15 protein-coding genes are annotated in these 13,898 nt (G+C 67.3%); 9 read left to right on the forward strand and 6 right to left on the reverse strand.

The features are described 5' to 3' along the window. Nucleotides 1-56: 56 nt before the first annotated feature. The 5 genes from SLQ33_RS01305 to SLQ33_RS01325 all read left to right on the forward strand — a co-directional run bounded on the left by SLQ33_RS01305 (nt 57) and on the right by SLQ33_RS01325 (nt 6,709). Nucleotides 57-824: a class I SAM-dependent methyltransferase gene (locus SLQ33_RS01305; protein WP_319451971.1), complete on the forward strand. Its 768-nt coding sequence runs from the start codon at nt 57-59 to the stop codon at nt 822-824. Nucleotides 825-891: 67 nt separating this feature from the next. After that, nucleotides 892-2,232 carry a type I glutamate--ammonia ligase gene (gene glnA, locus SLQ33_RS01310; protein WP_319451972.1) on the forward strand — a complete coding sequence of 447 codons (1,341 nt, stop codon included), beginning with the start codon at nt 892-894 and terminating at the stop codon, nt 2,230-2,232. 24 nt (nt 2,233-2,256) lie between these two features. After that, nucleotides 2,257-5,223, forward strand: coding sequence for a bifunctional [glutamine synthetase] adenylyltransferase/[glutamine synthetase]-adenylyl-L-tyrosine phosphorylase (locus SLQ33_RS01315; RefSeq protein WP_319451973.1), 2,967 nt, complete (start codon nt 2,257-2,259; stop codon nt 5,221-5,223). A gap of 2 nt (nt 5,224-5,225) precedes the next feature. After that, the gene (locus SLQ33_RS01320; RefSeq protein ID WP_319452529.1) at nt 5,226-5,855 is read left to right on the forward strand and encodes a PaaI family thioesterase; all 630 of its coding nucleotides are present in this window, start codon (nt 5,226-5,228) and stop codon (nt 5,853-5,855) included. Beyond that, on the forward strand, nt 5,852-6,709 hold the full coding sequence (locus SLQ33_RS01325) for a TIGR03619 family F420-dependent LLM class oxidoreductase (protein ID WP_319451974.1): 858 nt from the start codon (nt 5,852-5,854) through the stop codon (nt 6,707-6,709). The genes SLQ33_RS01320 and SLQ33_RS01325 overlap by 4 nt, the downstream gene beginning before the upstream one ends. On the opposite strand, the gene SLQ33_RS01330 is transcribed toward SLQ33_RS01325, so the two are convergent. Continuing rightward, on the reverse strand, nt 6,706-7,116 hold the full coding sequence (locus SLQ33_RS01330) for a DoxX family protein (protein ID WP_319451975.1): 411 nt from the start codon (nt 7,114-7,116) through the stop codon (nt 6,706-6,708). The two genes, SLQ33_RS01325 and SLQ33_RS01330, sit on opposite strands and share 4 nt — an antisense overlap. Before the next feature lie 94 nt (nt 7,117-7,210). Between SLQ33_RS01330 and SLQ33_RS01335 the strand changes: the two genes are divergently transcribed. From SLQ33_RS01335 to SLQ33_RS01345, 3 genes are read left to right on the forward strand one after another with little or no spacing between them, the layout of a single operon-like run. Continuing rightward, on the forward strand, nt 7,211-7,534 hold the full coding sequence (locus SLQ33_RS01335; protein ID WP_319451976.1) for a metalloregulator ArsR/SmtB family transcription factor: 324 nt from the start codon (nt 7,211-7,213) through the stop codon (nt 7,532-7,534). Beyond that, nucleotides 7,522-8,136: a cation transporter gene (locus tag SLQ33_RS01340; protein WP_319451977.1), complete on the forward strand. Its 615-nt coding sequence runs from the start codon at nt 7,522-7,524 to the stop codon at nt 8,134-8,136. The genes SLQ33_RS01335 and SLQ33_RS01340 overlap by 13 nt, the downstream gene beginning before the upstream one ends. Then, nucleotides 8,127-8,468: a DUF3703 domain-containing protein gene (locus SLQ33_RS01345; RefSeq protein WP_319451978.1), complete on the forward strand. Its 342-nt coding sequence runs from the start codon at nt 8,127-8,129 to the stop codon at nt 8,466-8,468. Before SLQ33_RS01340 ends, SLQ33_RS01345 begins: the two co-directional genes overlap by 10 nt. A gap of 60 nt (nt 8,469-8,528) precedes the next feature. On the opposite strand, the gene glnA (SLQ33_RS01350) is transcribed toward SLQ33_RS01345, so the two are convergent. Further along, nucleotides 8,529-9,965, reverse strand: a complete 1,437-nt coding sequence (glnA, locus tag SLQ33_RS01350; protein ID WP_319451979.1) for a type I glutamate--ammonia ligase — start codon at nt 9,963-9,965, stop codon at nt 8,529-8,531. 117 nt (nt 9,966-10,082) lie between these two features. Here glnA (SLQ33_RS01350) and SLQ33_RS01355 point away from each other — a divergent pair, with 117 nt between their 5' ends. After that, nucleotides 10,083-10,559, forward strand: a complete 477-nt coding sequence (locus tag SLQ33_RS01355; protein ID WP_319451980.1) for an RDD family protein — start codon at nt 10,083-10,085, stop codon at nt 10,557-10,559. 33 nt (nt 10,560-10,592) lie between these two features. On the opposite strand, the gene SLQ33_RS01360 is transcribed toward SLQ33_RS01355, so the two are convergent. The 4 genes from SLQ33_RS01360 to SLQ33_RS01375 are packed head-to-tail and all read right to left on the reverse strand — an operon-like array spanning nt 10,593 to nt 13,897. Beyond that, nucleotides 10,593-11,348, reverse strand: coding sequence for a DUF4191 domain-containing protein (locus tag SLQ33_RS01360; protein ID WP_319451981.1), 756 nt, complete (start codon nt 11,346-11,348; stop codon nt 10,593-10,595). Between the two features lie 4 nt (nt 11,349-11,352). After that, nucleotides 11,353-12,297: a lipoyl synthase gene (lipA, locus tag SLQ33_RS01365; protein ID WP_319451982.1), complete on the reverse strand. Its 945-nt coding sequence runs from the start codon at nt 12,295-12,297 to the stop codon at nt 11,353-11,355. Continuing rightward, the gene (lipB, locus tag SLQ33_RS01370) at nt 12,294-12,971 is read right to left on the reverse strand and encodes a lipoyl(octanoyl) transferase LipB (protein WP_319451983.1); all 678 of its coding nucleotides are present in this window, start codon (nt 12,969-12,971) and stop codon (nt 12,294-12,296) included. The genes lipA and lipB overlap by 4 nt, the downstream gene beginning before the upstream one ends. A 17-nt stretch (nt 12,972-12,988) precedes the next feature. Then, nucleotides 12,989-13,897 carry a TIGR01777 family oxidoreductase gene (locus tag SLQ33_RS01375; protein WP_319451984.1) on the reverse strand — a complete coding sequence of 303 codons (909 nt, stop codon included), beginning with the start codon at nt 13,895-13,897 and terminating at the stop codon, nt 12,989-12,991. Nucleotide 13,898: the final 1 nt, after the last annotated feature.

Genomic DNA, 13,898 nt, shown 5'->3' on the forward strand with positions numbered 1-13,898 from the left:
AGCCCGTAACCGAGGCCCGAGATTCACGCCACCAGCACGAGGGAGAAGGACAACCGATGGAAGAGGCCACTGCCGCCGTCGAAGATGGTCACTACTACCGCGAACAGATTGGTAGCTCGAACAAGGTCATCGCATGGAGCCACACCTCGCGTTTCGTGAAGGCGCTGAGCCTGCTCGACGCGTCCGACTCGTCGGTGCTCGACTACGGATGCGGTGACGGCACCTTCCTCGCCATGGCAGCCGATCAGATCAAGCAGGGCCATGGTTCCGACATCGATGCGAACCAGATCGAAGGCTGCCGCGAGCGTTTCGCCGAGATGAAGAACATCACCTTCTCCGTGACCGGTGATCTGGCAGCTGGCGAGTATGACGGTTCCTTCGACGTGGTCACGTGCCAGGAGACGCTGGAGCACTGCACCGAGGACATCGTCGAGATCGTGCTGGCCGACCTCGCGCGGCTCTGCGCACCGACCGGCCGGGTCATCATCAGCGTGCCCATCGAGATCGGCCCGTCGTTCGTGATCAAGCAGTCGGTGCGCGCACTCGCCGCGAAGATGGGCAACAGCAGCTACCACATGGCCGAGCGCTACAGCGCCAAGGATGCGGCCAAGATGGTGTTTGCTGGACGCAACACCGGCGTCGACCGGCCGCTGTACAAGGTCGACGGCGCCGAGGGCTATTCGCACTTTGGCTTCAACTGGCGGGCCCTGCGCGAGCGCGTCGCGCACCACCTCGAGGTCGAGCAGACGCAGTTCACTCCGCTGCCGCAGCTCGGCGGCCTGGTCAGCAGCCAGGCATGGATGCTCTGCCGACCACGCCGATAGCCCCGGCGATCACGGACCGACCAGCACGCGTAACACAGAATTAACAGCGGGTGCCTACGCTGCGGACATGGATCGGCAGAAGGAATTCGTGCTGCGCACGCTGGAGGAACGTGACATCCGGTTCGTGCGGTTGTGGTTCACCGACGTGCTCGGATACCTCAAGTCCGTAGCCATCGCGCCCGCCGAACTCGAGGGCGCATTCGAAGAGGGCATCGGTTTCGACGGTTCCTCGATCGAGGGCTTCGCTCGGGTCTCGGAGTCCGACACGGTGGCCCGACCGGATCCGTCGACGTTCCAGGTGCTGCCGTGGACGACGAGCTCGGGCAAGCACCACTCGGCCCGCATGTTCTGCGACATCACGATGCCGGACGGCTCGCCGTCCTGGGCCGACTCGCGCCACGTGCTGCGCCGCCAGCTGGGCAAGGCCAGCGACCTCGGTTTCTCCTGCTACGTGCATCCCGAGATCGAGTTCTTCCTGCTCAAGCCCGGCGAGGACGACGGAAGTGCGCCCGTCCCCGCTGACAACGGGGGCTACTTCGACCAGACCATCCACGACGCCGCCCCCAACTTCCGCCGACACGCCATCGACGCGCTCGAGCAGATGGGCATCTCGGTGGAGTTCAGCCACCACGAGGGCGCGCCGGGACAGCAGGAGATCGATCTCCGCTACGCCGACGCGCTGTCCATGGCCGACAACGTCATGACGTTCCGCTACGTCGTGAAGGAGGTCGCGCTCGCCGACGGCGTGCGGGCGTCGTTCATGCCGAAGCCGTTCGCGGAGTACCCCGGCTCGGCCATGCACACCCACATGAGCCTCTTCGAGGGCGAGACCAACGCATTCCACGACCCCAACGATCCGCTGCAGCTGTCCGACGTCGGCAAGTCGTTCATCGCCGGCATCCTCGAGCACGCCAGCGAGATCAGCGCCGTCACCAATCAGTGGGTGAACTCCTACAAGCGGTTGGTTCACGGCGGCGAGGCCCCGACCGCCGCCTCTTGGGGCGCGGCCAACCGCTCGGCACTGGTGCGCGTGCCGATGTACACCCCGCGCAAGGCGTCATCGCGGCGCATCGAGGTCCGCAGCCCCGATTCGGCGTGCAACCCGTACCTGGCGTTCGCGGTATTGCTGGCCGCAGGGCTGCGTGGCGTCGAGAAGAACTACTCGCTTGGCCCGCAGGCGGAGGACAACGTGTGGATGTTGACCCCCGAGGAACGGCGCTCGATGGGCTACAAGGAGCTGCCAACCAGCCTCGGCGTGGCACTGTCGGAGATGGAGAGCTCAGAGCTCGTCGCAGAAGCGTTGGGGGAGCACGTGTTCGACTTCTTCCTGCGCAACAAGCGCGCTGAGTGGGAGAACTACCGCAGCCACGTCACCCCGTTCGAGTTGAAGGCCTACCTTTCGCTCTGAGCGACTTGAGATACCGTCGGGGGCGTGCCCAAACCCGCGACCCAACGACCCACGCTGCCCAGCGTCGGCAGGCTGGGGCTCGTTGAGGCACACGCTCGGGAGCACCTCGACCGGCTGGGCTGGAACACCGACGATCACGTCGAGTTGCTGTGGTCGCTCTCGCGCGCCCCGGATGCCGACGGCGCACTGCGGATCATGGTGCGCCTCGCCGAGGCGCTGGGGAACGGGTGGGACGAACTGCACGGCGCGCTGCTGAAGGACCGGGCGCTCCGTGGTCGGCTCTTCGGCGTGCTCGGCGCCTCGTCCGCATTGGGCGACCACGTCGTCTCGCAACCGCAGACCTGGCATCTACTCGCGGGCAACGTCAGCCTGCCCTCGGCCAACGACTTGCGTCGCGACTTCACCGCCGTTGCCGAAACACCCATCGAGGCAAGCGCTTTGAAGTTCTCGCTGCGCAAGCTCTACCGGGATCGCGTGCTGGTGCTTGCCGGGCTCGACCTGGCGCCCACCGTGGAGAACGAACCGGTGCTGGCGTTCCCCGCGGTCGGCACGCACCTGGCCGACATCGCCGACGCCGCCCTTGGAGCCGCGTTGATCGTCGCCACCAAGGTGGTGTGCGGTGACGACGCGCCCGTGCCGCGACTGGCCGTCATCGCGATGGGCAAGTGCGGCGCCCGCGAACTCAACTACGTCAGCGACGTCGACGTCATCTTCGTCGGCGAGCAGGCCGATGCGGTCACCACCCGGGTGGCCGGCGAGCTCATCCGGTTCGCCTCCGACGCCTTCTTCGAGGTCGACGCCGCGCTGCGGCCGGAGGGCAAGCAGGGCGCGCTGGTGCGCACCCTCGAGTCGCACGTCGCGTACTACGAGCGGTGGGCCAAGACGTGGGAGTTCCAGGCACTGCTGAAGGCTCGGGCCGCCGTCGGCGACGCCGAACTCGGCGCGCAGTACATCGAGGCGTTGATGCCGATGGTCTGGTTGGCCTGCGAGCGTGAGGACTTCGTGCCCGAGGTGCAGGCCATGCGGCGGCGCGTCGAGGAACTGGTCCCCGCAGGAGAGCGGGCACGCGAGCTCAAGCTCGGGACGGGCGGGCTGCGCGACGTCGAGTTCGCCGTCCAGCTGCTCCAGCTAGTGCACGGGCGCAACGACGAGTCACTGCACGTCGCGTCGACGATCGACGCCCTCGCCGCGCTGGGCAGCGGCGGATACGTCGGCCGCGACGACGCCGCCAACCTCACCGCGTCGTACGAGTTCCTCCGCCTGCTCGAACACCGTCTGCAGTTGCAGCGCTTGAAGCGCACGCACATGCTGCCCGCGGCCGACGACGACGAGAAGCTGCGTTGGCTGGCGCGGGCCGCGCACGTCCGGCCCGACGGTCAACACGACGCGCTCGGAGTGCTGCGCGAGGAGCTCAAACGACAGAGCCTGCGCGTATCCCGACTGCATGCCAAGCTCTTCTACCAACCGCTGCTCGAGGCGGTCGGTGGCCTGTCCGCCGACTTCTCGCCTGCGATGACTCCCAAGGCCGCCGAACGGCTGCTTGCCGCCCTGGGTTACGAGGGTCCACAGAGCGCGCTGACCCATCTCGCGGCGCTCACCAACCCCGGCGGCCGACGGGGGCGCGTCCAGCAGGTGCTTCTGCCGACGCTGCTGGAATGGCTTTCGCACACCCCCGATCCGGATGCGGGTCTGCTGGCCTATCGCCGCATCTGTGACGAGTTGGCCGAGCTTCGTTGGTTCCTCGCCACGCTGCGCGACGAGGGTGCGGTGGCCAAGCGCCTGATGCACGTGCTCGGCACCTCCGCGTACGTACCCGAACTGCTGATGCGCGCACCGGAGGTAATTCAGCAGTACGCCGACGGACCGCAGGGGCCCAAGCTGCTCGAGGTCGAACCCGAGGCGGTGGCCGGGGCGTTGATCGCATCCGCTGGCCGCCATCCGGAACCGGCGAGGGCCATCGCCGCCGCGCGCACGTTGCGGCGCCGCGAGCTGGCCCGCATCGCCTCGGCCGACCTGCTCGGCATGCTCGACGTGGTCGACGTGTGCCGGGCGTTGACCTCGGTGTGGGTGGCCGTGCTCGAGGCCGCGCTGGACGTCGTGATCCGGGCCAACACGCCGGACGACGGTGTGCCCGCACGCATTGCGGTGATCGGGATGGGTCGGCTCGGCGGCGCGGAGCTCGGCTATGGCTCGGATGCCGACGTCATGTTCGTGTGCGAGCCGATCGGCGATGTCGAGGATTCCGTCGCGACGAAGTGGTCGGTGAGCATCGCCGACCAGGTGATCAAGCTGCTCGGCAGCCCAAGTGCCGACCCGCCGCTCGAGGTCGACGCCAGCCTGCGTCCCGAGGGCCGCAACGGGTCGCTGGTGCGGACACTGGGGTCATATGCGTCCTACTACGCGAAGTGGGCGCAGCCCTGGGAGATTCAGGCGCTGCTGCGGGCGCACCGAGTGGCGGGCGATCCCGACCTCGGAGAGCGCTTCCTGTTGTTGGCCGACGAGACCCGGTATCCGTCCGGGGGAGTGTCCGCCGACGCGGTGCACGAGATTCGCCGGATCAAGGCCCGCGTCGCCGCCGAGCGGCTGCCCCGCGGCGCGGACCCGAACACTCACACCAAGCTCGGCCGCGGCGGGCTCGCCGACATCGAGTGGACCGTGCAGCTGTTGCAGCTGCGCCATGCCCACAGCGTGCCGGAGTTGCACAACACGTCGACTCTGGAGTCGCTCAACGTGATTGGAGCGACCGGGCTGCTGCCGGAAGGCGACGTGGCCCTGCTGCGCGACGCGTGGCTGACGGCCACCCGGGCGCGCAACGCGCTGGTGCTGGTGAAGGGCAAGGCCACCGACCAGCTACCGGGGCCGGGGCGCCAACTCAATGCGGTGGCACTCGCAGCTGGCTGGGGTAGCGACGACGGAGGCGAGTTCCTGGACAACTACCTGCGGGTGACGCGTCGGGCAAAGACCGTGGTACGAAAGGTATTCGAAGCGTGAGCATGGATTTCGCGTTCACCGCGGTGACGGCCGAGGAGTATGAGCGGATGTGCGCGCTCTACGAGCCGCTCACCCAGTCGCTGCGCAGGCTCGTCGCTGCGGGCATTCACACGGGCGTTGACGAGCAGACCATCCGCGAGGCCCGAGCAGCCATCGACGCGGTGTCGGAGACGCTGGAGCGCACGCAGCAGGAGACCACGTCCCCGTTGCGACACGCGGGCACCGGCCGTCCGCTCGTGTGGGCCAATCCCGCTGTCGGGCTGCGCAATGCGATCGCGCCGCCGATGGACGTCCAGCACGAGCCGGACGGTACGCGCTGGGCGGAGTTCAGCCTTGGGCTCGCCTACGAGGGGCCTCCGGGACTGGTGCACGGCGGCGTCTGCGCGCTGTTGCTCGACCAACTCCTCGGTGAGGCAGCCAGCGATGGGCTGACCAAACCGAAGTTCACCGGCACCATCACATTGCGCTACCTGCGCGGTACGCCGCTCGGCCCCCTTCGCGCCGAGGCGTTCGTCGAACGCATCGAGGGCGTCAAGACCTACGCCAAGGGATACCTCAGCGACGCGGACGGGCACACCGTCGAGGCCGACGGGGTGTTCATCCAGCCGGCGTGGGCCAGGGATGCCGGATGAAGTTCTACGTCAGCACCGCCTTCCTCGACATCAGGGAAGCCGTCGAGATCGCGAGGGCAGCAGACGAACTCGGATACGACGGCATGGGCATCCCCGATCACGTGATCAACCTGGAGACGCTCGCGACGCCCTACCCCTACACCAAGGACGGCGCCCGACGGTGGGAGCCGTTCACGCACTGGCCCGATCCATGGGTGATGATCGGGGCCATCGCACTGGTCACCACCAGACTGCGCTTCGTCACCACCGTGTACCTGCCCGCCATGCGCGATCCGTACTCGGCGGCGAAGGCCATCGGCACGGCCGCGTGTCTGGCCGACGGCCGGCTCGAACTAGGAATCGGCGTGGGGTGGTGCGAGGAAGAGTTCACGTTGATGGGCCAGCGGTTCGACCGCCGCGGCAAGCGCACCGACGAGATGCTTGAGTTGATGCGCGCACTCTGGCAGCCCGGCTGGACGGAGTTCGACGGCGAGTTCTACCAGACGCCGCGCCTCGAGATGGAGCCCACTCCGCCGCACATCCCGATCTACGTCGGCGGACTGTCGGACATCGCGCTGCGCCGCGCGGCCCGAAACGACGGTTGGATCGGGGACCTGATCACCACCGACCGGGCGCTCGCATCCGTCGCCAAGATTCGTGAGATGCGGGCCGAAAAGGGCTTGACGATGGATGATTTCACCGTCCTGACACCGCTGACCGACGCCTTCACGCCCGAGCACTACGCGCGTGCCGAAACCGGCGGCATCCACGGCATCATCACGATGCCCTGGATGTTCTACGGCGGCCCGCAGGCCTCGCTCGCGGACAAGATCGACGGCATGAAGCGCTTCCGCAAGGACCTCGGGCTCGACTAGCGCTTGGCCCTCATGGTGTCCAAGGCCCACGCCCCGCCGCCGAGGAATACCAGCAGGAAGAAGCCGAAGCAGTACAGCACGGCCAATTCGCCACCATTCTCGATGGGCCACAATGCCTTTGGCTGATGCTGCGTGAAGTACGCGAACGCCATCTCGCCCGAGCCGACGAACGCCGCGAGCCGAGTGACGAGTCCGATGATGAGGAGCACGCCGACGACCAGCTCGATGAGCCCGGCCCACCAGAACGGCCAGGAGCCCATGGGTACTGCTGGGCCACCTCCGGCCCCGACGGGATAGGCGAACAGCTTCTGGGTGGCGTGGATGGTCAGCAGCAGCCCGAACACGATGCGGAACAGGCTCAGCACGATTGGCGAGAACGACGTCAGCTTGGCTTCGAGTTTCGTCATGGGTCGACCCTACTATTCGGACTTTGGTCCGGATAGTGTCGGCACCTAAAGTACATTCTTTTCTGGATACAGATTTAGATGTACTGTTCTGTCCATGCAGACGCTCGTTCACACCGACGCCCTGGCTCGGTTCGGCTACGCGCTGTCCGACGCGACGCGCACGCAGATCCTGTTGACCCTTCGGAAGGCTCCGTGCTACCCGTCGGAACTTGCGGACGCGATCGGTGTCTCCCGGCAGCTGGTGTCCAACCACCTGTCGTGTCTGCGGGGGTGCGGGTTGGTGGTCGCCGTGCCCGAAGGTCGCCGTGCCCGGTACGAGCTCGCCGACCCGCGCATCGGTCATGCGCTCGACGATCTGCTAGGGCTGGTGCTCGCCGTCGACCCCACGTGCTGCGCCGAGCACGGATGCGCGTGCTGAGCACGTCGCCGGAGCGGAAACGGCTCCTGGCCAAGCGGATTCGACTGTTCGTCGCGGCCACGATCACCTACAACGTGATCGAGGCCGTCATTGCGCTCACCGAAGGCGCGCGGGTGTCGTCGACGGCACTGATCGGGTTCGGCCTCGACTCGGTGATCGAGGTGTCGTCGGCGGCGGCGGTGGCGTGGCAGTTCGCCGGGTCAGATCCGGAAGCTCGCGAGAAGACTGCACTGCGGATCATCGCGTTTTCGTTCTTCGGCTTGGCCCTGTACGTCACCGTCGACGCGGTCCGGTCGCTGTTCGGAGTCGGCGAAGCTCGGCATTCCATCATCGGGATTGCGCTCGCCACCGCGAGCCTCATCGTGATGCCCGCGTTGTCGTGGGCGCAGCGCCGCGCGGGTCGCGAGCTCGGCTCGCGCTCGGCGGTCGCCGACTCGAAGCAGACCCTGTTGTGCACCTATCTGTCGGGCGTGCTGCTGGTCGGGCTTCTGCTCAACAGTCTGTTCGGCTGGTCGTGGGCCGACCCCGTTGCGGCGCTGTTCATCGCGGCCATCGCGGTGAGGGAGGGCATCAATGCGTGGAAGGGCGATACATGTTGCTGACTGAGCGCGTCCGCCGCCTGTACGCACAGGAGATGGCGGCGGCCAAGCGCGCGGCCGCGGTTGAGGACCGCTGGCAGCATCTCGAACGCGCTCACATCGTGTCGCAGCCGTACCCGTGGCTGCACACCCGCAACCACGTTGCGATGCTCGATCTCGCACTGCGTCAACGTGATCGGCGGGAAGCCCTTGCGCAGGTCGTCCGCATCGTCGTGGCCGCGCCCGGCTCGCTCAGCGGCCGCTACCCAGAAGGCAACACGGGTCGCCGGGCGGCCGGGCTGATGACTCCGATGCCGGTGCCTCCGGACCTCGCCGTGGCGCTCGAATCGAGCTAGCGCCGTAGACGGCTCAGCCCCCGGCCGGCAAGGCCAGGGGCTGAGTCGTAAGCGACGACTTTAAACGTCGTAGTAGAGCGCGAACTCGTAGGGGTGAGGCCGGATCTGGATCGGCAGGATTTCCTGCTCCCGCTTGAAGGAGATCCACGTCTCGATCAGGTCCTCGGTGAAGACGCCACCCTCGGTGAGGTACTCGTGGTCGGCCTCGAGGCGGTCGATCACCGTGGACAGCGAGGTCGGTGCCTGCGGGATGTTGTTGGCCTCGTCCGGCGGCAACTCGTAGAGGTCCTTGTCGATGGGCAGCCCCGGATCGATCTTGTTCTTGATGCCGTCGAGGCCGGCCATCATCATCGCCGCGAAGGCGAGGTACGGGTTGCCCGAGCTGTCGGGGCAACGGAACTCGAGGCGCTTGGCCTTCGCATTCTCGCCCGTGATCGGGATGCGCACGCACGCCGAGCGGTTGCGCTGGCTGTACACCAGGTTGATCGGGGCCTCGTACCCCGGAACCAGGCGCTTGTAGGAGTTCACCGTCGGGTTGGTGAACGCCAGCAGCGACGGCGCGTGGTGCAGGATGCCGCCGATGTAGTGCAGCGCCATCTCCGACAGTCCGGCGTAACCCTTGTCGTCGTAGAACAGCGGCTTGCCGTCCTTCCACAGCGACTGGTGGGCGTGCATGCCGGAACCGTTGTCACCGAACAGCGGCTTCGGCATGAAGGTCACCGTCTTGCCGGCCGCCCACGCGGTGTTCTTGATGATGTACTTGAACAGCAGCACGTCGTCGGCCGCATGCAGCAGCGTGTTGAACTTGTAGTTGATCTCCGCCTGCCCCGCGGTGCCGACCTCGTGGTGGCCGCGCTCGAGCGTGAACCCGGCGTTCTGCAGGTTGGTCGCCATCTCGTCGCGCAGGTCGACGTAGTGGTCGTACGGTGCGACGGGGAAGTAGCCACCCTTCGGGCGCACCTTGTAGCCGCGGTTCGGGCTGCCGTCGGCCTCGAAGGGCTCGCCGGTGTTCCACCAGCCCGACTCCGAGTCCACCTCGTAGAAGGTGCCGTTGATCTTCGAGTCGAATGACACCGAGTCGAAGATGTAGAACTCGGCCTCGGCGCCGAAGTAGCAGGTATCGGCAATGCCGGTGCTCGTCAGGTAGTCCTCGGCCTTGCGCGCGACGTTGCGGGGATCGCGCGAGTACGCCGACTTGTCGTTGGGGTCGTGCACGAAGAAGTTCAGATTCAGCGTCTTGGCCGCCCGGAACGGGTCGATGCGCGCGGTCTCGGGGTCCGGCAGCAGCATCATGTCGGATTCGTGGATGGACTGGAAGCCACGCACGGACGATCCGTCGAACGCCAGCCCGTCGTCGAACACGCTCTGATCGAAGGCTGACGCGGGAATCGAGAAGTGCTGAACCACACCTGGCAGATCACAGAAGCGAATGTCGACGTACTCGACCTTCTCATCCTTGATCAGCTTGAAAATGTCGTCGGCCGTCTTTTCAGACACTGAGTAATCTCCTTTGACTGGTTGCCCGCGGGTGACGCTAGGTACACGATGTTGCACTGCAGTCAACCGCATGTTGCGGCGACGTTACGCAATGCCCCGCAACCCTATGCTGGACGCATGCCCCGCACGTTCGGTTCCTGGCTCTCTGGTGCACCGCTTCCCGAGTCTGGCAGCCCCGCCCAAGGGGCGGGCGACTACCCAGGTCAGCGGCTGGGATTGCCTCAACACGGACCGGGGTCGCTCGTCGGCAGCGGGCGGCGATTCGTCGCCCTTCTGCTCGACTGGCTCATCGCGTACGGACTGGCCGGGCTCGCGATGTCGTTCGGGCTGATCGGCATCCAAGCGTTGTCCACCGCGGTGCTGGTGACCTGGCTGGTGCTCGGTGTCGTGTCGGTGCGACTGTTCGGCTTCACGCCCGGCCAGCTCACGCTGGGCCTGCGGGTCGAGTCCGTGGACCACCGCATCCACGTCGGCCTGGGTCGTGCCCTCGCCCGCGGTGCGTTGGTCGCGCTCGTCGTCCCGCCGTTGTTCACCGACACCGACGGTCGCGGCATCCAGGACAGGGCGACCGGGACCGCCGTCGTGCGGCGTTGAATACTCCTCGCGCAAGCGCTCGTCGGCGCTGACCTACTTGCGCCGGACCGTGCGCTGCACGCCGCGCATCTTCGCCCCCGCTGGGAGCGGTCCCTTGGGCATCGCGGCCGGACCCATGCGGGACCCCAACGCGACCAACTTCGACTCCAGCGCGTCCATCTGCTTGACGGTGATGTTGGCGGGAAGCTTGGTCAGGTGGCGTTCCAGCTTGGCCAGCGGCACCTCGCCCTCGCCGTTGCCGACGACGATGTCGTAGATCGGGACGTCACCGACCAACCGGGCGGTGCGCTTCTTCTCCTGCGCCAACAGGGGCTTGACGCGGGCCGCCGACCCCTCTCCGATGAAGATCACACCTGGCCTTCCGACCACGCGGTGCACGGCGTCGAAGTGTCCCGTCGCCGCCACCCCTGGCGTCACCCGCCACTTGCCGCGCAGATTCTCCAACGCCCACGCCGCAGCGCCTGTCTGGCCCTCGGCCTTGCGGTAGACCGACTTCTGCGCCCGCCGCCCGAAGATGATGAATGCCACCAGGGCACCAAGCAGCACGCCGAGCACGATCAGCGACACCATCGTGAAGGTGCTGCCACTGAAGATGCCCGCCGCCACGGCGGCTGCCACGATCAACACGAACGCGCCGATCATGTACGGCAGTAGCCGGGTGTCTTCCTTGCGCTGAATCTGGAATGCCTGCCACAGCTGGCTGCGCCGCTGCTTGGACGCCGCCTTGCGGGTCGCCTTCGCTTCGGCCTTCGCGGCCTTGACTGCCGCGGGATCGCCCTTCTTCGCCATTCGATCAGGATACGGGTGGGCCGCTACCCAATCTGATGCGCGCGGCTTCTGCGTACAACCGGCCAGCCCGATACGACGAACGAACCAGCGGACCAGCGAGTACTCCGGCGAACCCGAGCTCCTCGGCGAACCGCTGATGCTCGACGAACTCCTCGGGCTTGACCCACCGTTCCACCGGGTGATGCCGGACGGTGGGACGCAGGTACTGCGTGATGGTGACGATGTCGCAACCCGCCTCGTGCAGGTCGGTGAGCGCCGCGCGAATCTCGTCGGGAGTCTCGCCCAATCCGAGGATCAGGTTGCTCTTGGTCACCAGGCCGTCGTTGCGGGCCGCCGTCAGCACGTCGAGGCTGCGCTGATAGCGAAACGCCGGACGGATGCGCTTGAAGATCCGCGGCACCGTTTCGACGTTGTGCGCCAACACTTCCGGACGCGTCTCGAACACCGTCTCGAGTTGTTCGGCGATGCCGTTGAAGTCCGGGATCAGCAATTCGACGCCGGTGTTCGGGTTCAGCGCCCGGATCTGCCGCACCGTCTCGGCCCACAGCCACGCCCCGCCGTCGGGAAGGTCGTCACGCGCGACGCCGGTGACGGTGGAGTAGCGCAGGCCCATGGCGGCGACGCTCTCGGCCACCCGGCGCGGCTCGTCCCGGTCGAGCTCGGCGGGCTTGCCCGTGTCGATCTGGCAGAAGTCGCAGCGCCGCGTGCACTGCTCACCGCCGATCAGGAACGTGGCCTCCCGGTCCTCCCAGCACTCGTAGATGTTGGGGCAGCCGGCTTCCTCGCAGACCGTGTGCAGGCCCTCGCGGCGGACGAGCGCCTTGAGCTCCTGGTACTCCGGCCCCATCCTCAGCCGCGTCTTAATCCACGGTGGCTTGCGTTCGATGGGCGTCTCGGCGTTACGCACCTCGAGGCGCAGGGGCTTGCGAATTCCAGACTCGAGGCTCACGTAGTGAATGCTAGCGCCGTGCGGCCGTCGAGGGCGTCGCGGACCGCGTCGGCCATGGGGCCTGTCGCGTCGTCGCAGGAGATGCGCGTGCCGAGTTCGGCGCTCAGCGACGTGACGCCGGCATCGGCGATTCCACACGGCACGATCTCGGAGAACGCACCCAAGTCGCAGTCGCAGTTCAGCGCGAAGCCGTGCAGCGTCGTCGCGCGGGCGACCCGGATGCCGATCGCGGCGATCTTGCGGTCGGGCCGGCCCGACCGGCCAGGCACCCAGACCCCGGAACGGCCCTGCACCCGGCCCGTCTGCAGGCCGAAGCCGGCACACACGGCGATCAGTGAATCCTCAAGGCGCCGAACGAAGTTCACCACGTCCAGGGGCTGTGCGAGGCCGATGATCGGATACCCAACCAACTGGCCAGGGCCATGCCAGGTGATCTTGCCACCACGGTCGGTGTCGATGACCGGTGTCCCGTCGACCGGTCGCTCGTGCGGTTCGGTGCGCTTGCCCGCGGTGTACACCGACGGATGCTCGAGCAGCAGGAGCGTGTCGGGCCCGCCTGCGATGCGAGCCGCCGCGAGTTCGCGCTGCAACTCCCAAGCGTCCTGGTAGTCGACGGTGCCGAGGCGCTGTACGTCCAGCGGCGTCGCCGCGGACCTGATCGATGTCCTCGCCACGATTCGACGCTACGCGCCTAGGACGACTTCGGCGTGGTGGCGTACGACAGCGCTTCGCCGATGGTGTTGTGGTGGAACTCGAAGCCGGCCCGCTCCAGCGCCGCGGGGATGGCCCGCTGTCCGCCGAGCATGCCTTCCTCGGCGAACTCCCCGAGCAGCGCGCGCAGCGCGAACCCCGGCACGAACAATGGCGTCGGTCTGTTCACCGCGCGGCCCATCGCCGCAGTGAACTCGGCGTTCGTCACCGGCGCGGGTCCCGTCGCGTTCACCGCGCCAGCCAGTTCGTCGCGCCCGATCGCGAACAACAGTGCCCGCACCTCGTCCTCGAGGCTGATCCACGGCATGTACTGGCGGCCGTTGCCCAGCCGCGCGCCGAGGCCAAGGGTGAACAACGGCTTGAGCCGGCTCAGCAAGCCGCCCGTCGCCGACAACACCAGACCGGTGCGCAACAGCACGACGCGCACGCCGGCCCGTGCGGCCGACTCGGTCGCAGCCTCCCAGTCCTCGCACAGCGAGGCGAGGAAGCCACGGCCAGTCGGTGCCGTCTCGTCGACGACGCGGTCGCGGGTGTCGCCGTAGTAGCCGACGGCGCTGGCGTTGACCAGCACGGGCACCTTGGCCTCGACGACGGCGTTCGCCAGGACCTCCGTCGGCTCGATGCGGCTGTCGCGCAGACTCTGCTGGAATGCGCCCGACCAGCGTTTTCCGCCGACGTTGACCCCGCAAAGGTTGACTACCGCGTCCGTGCCGCGCAAGGCGCTCGCGTCGAACTCGCCGACGTCGGGATTCCAGAACAGTTCGTCGGGATTCGACGGTGCGCGACGGACGATCCGCAGCACCCGGTGATCGGATGCGCGCAGTGTCGACGTCAGCGCAGAGCCGATCAGCCCCGACGAGCCTGCGATCGCAATGACGGAGTTGGCCATG

Origin of the sequence: Mycobacterium sp. RTGN6, assembly GCF_033804605.1 — a bacterium.
Lineage (GTDB): Bacteria > Actinomycetota > Actinomycetes > Mycobacteriales > Mycobacteriaceae > Mycobacterium.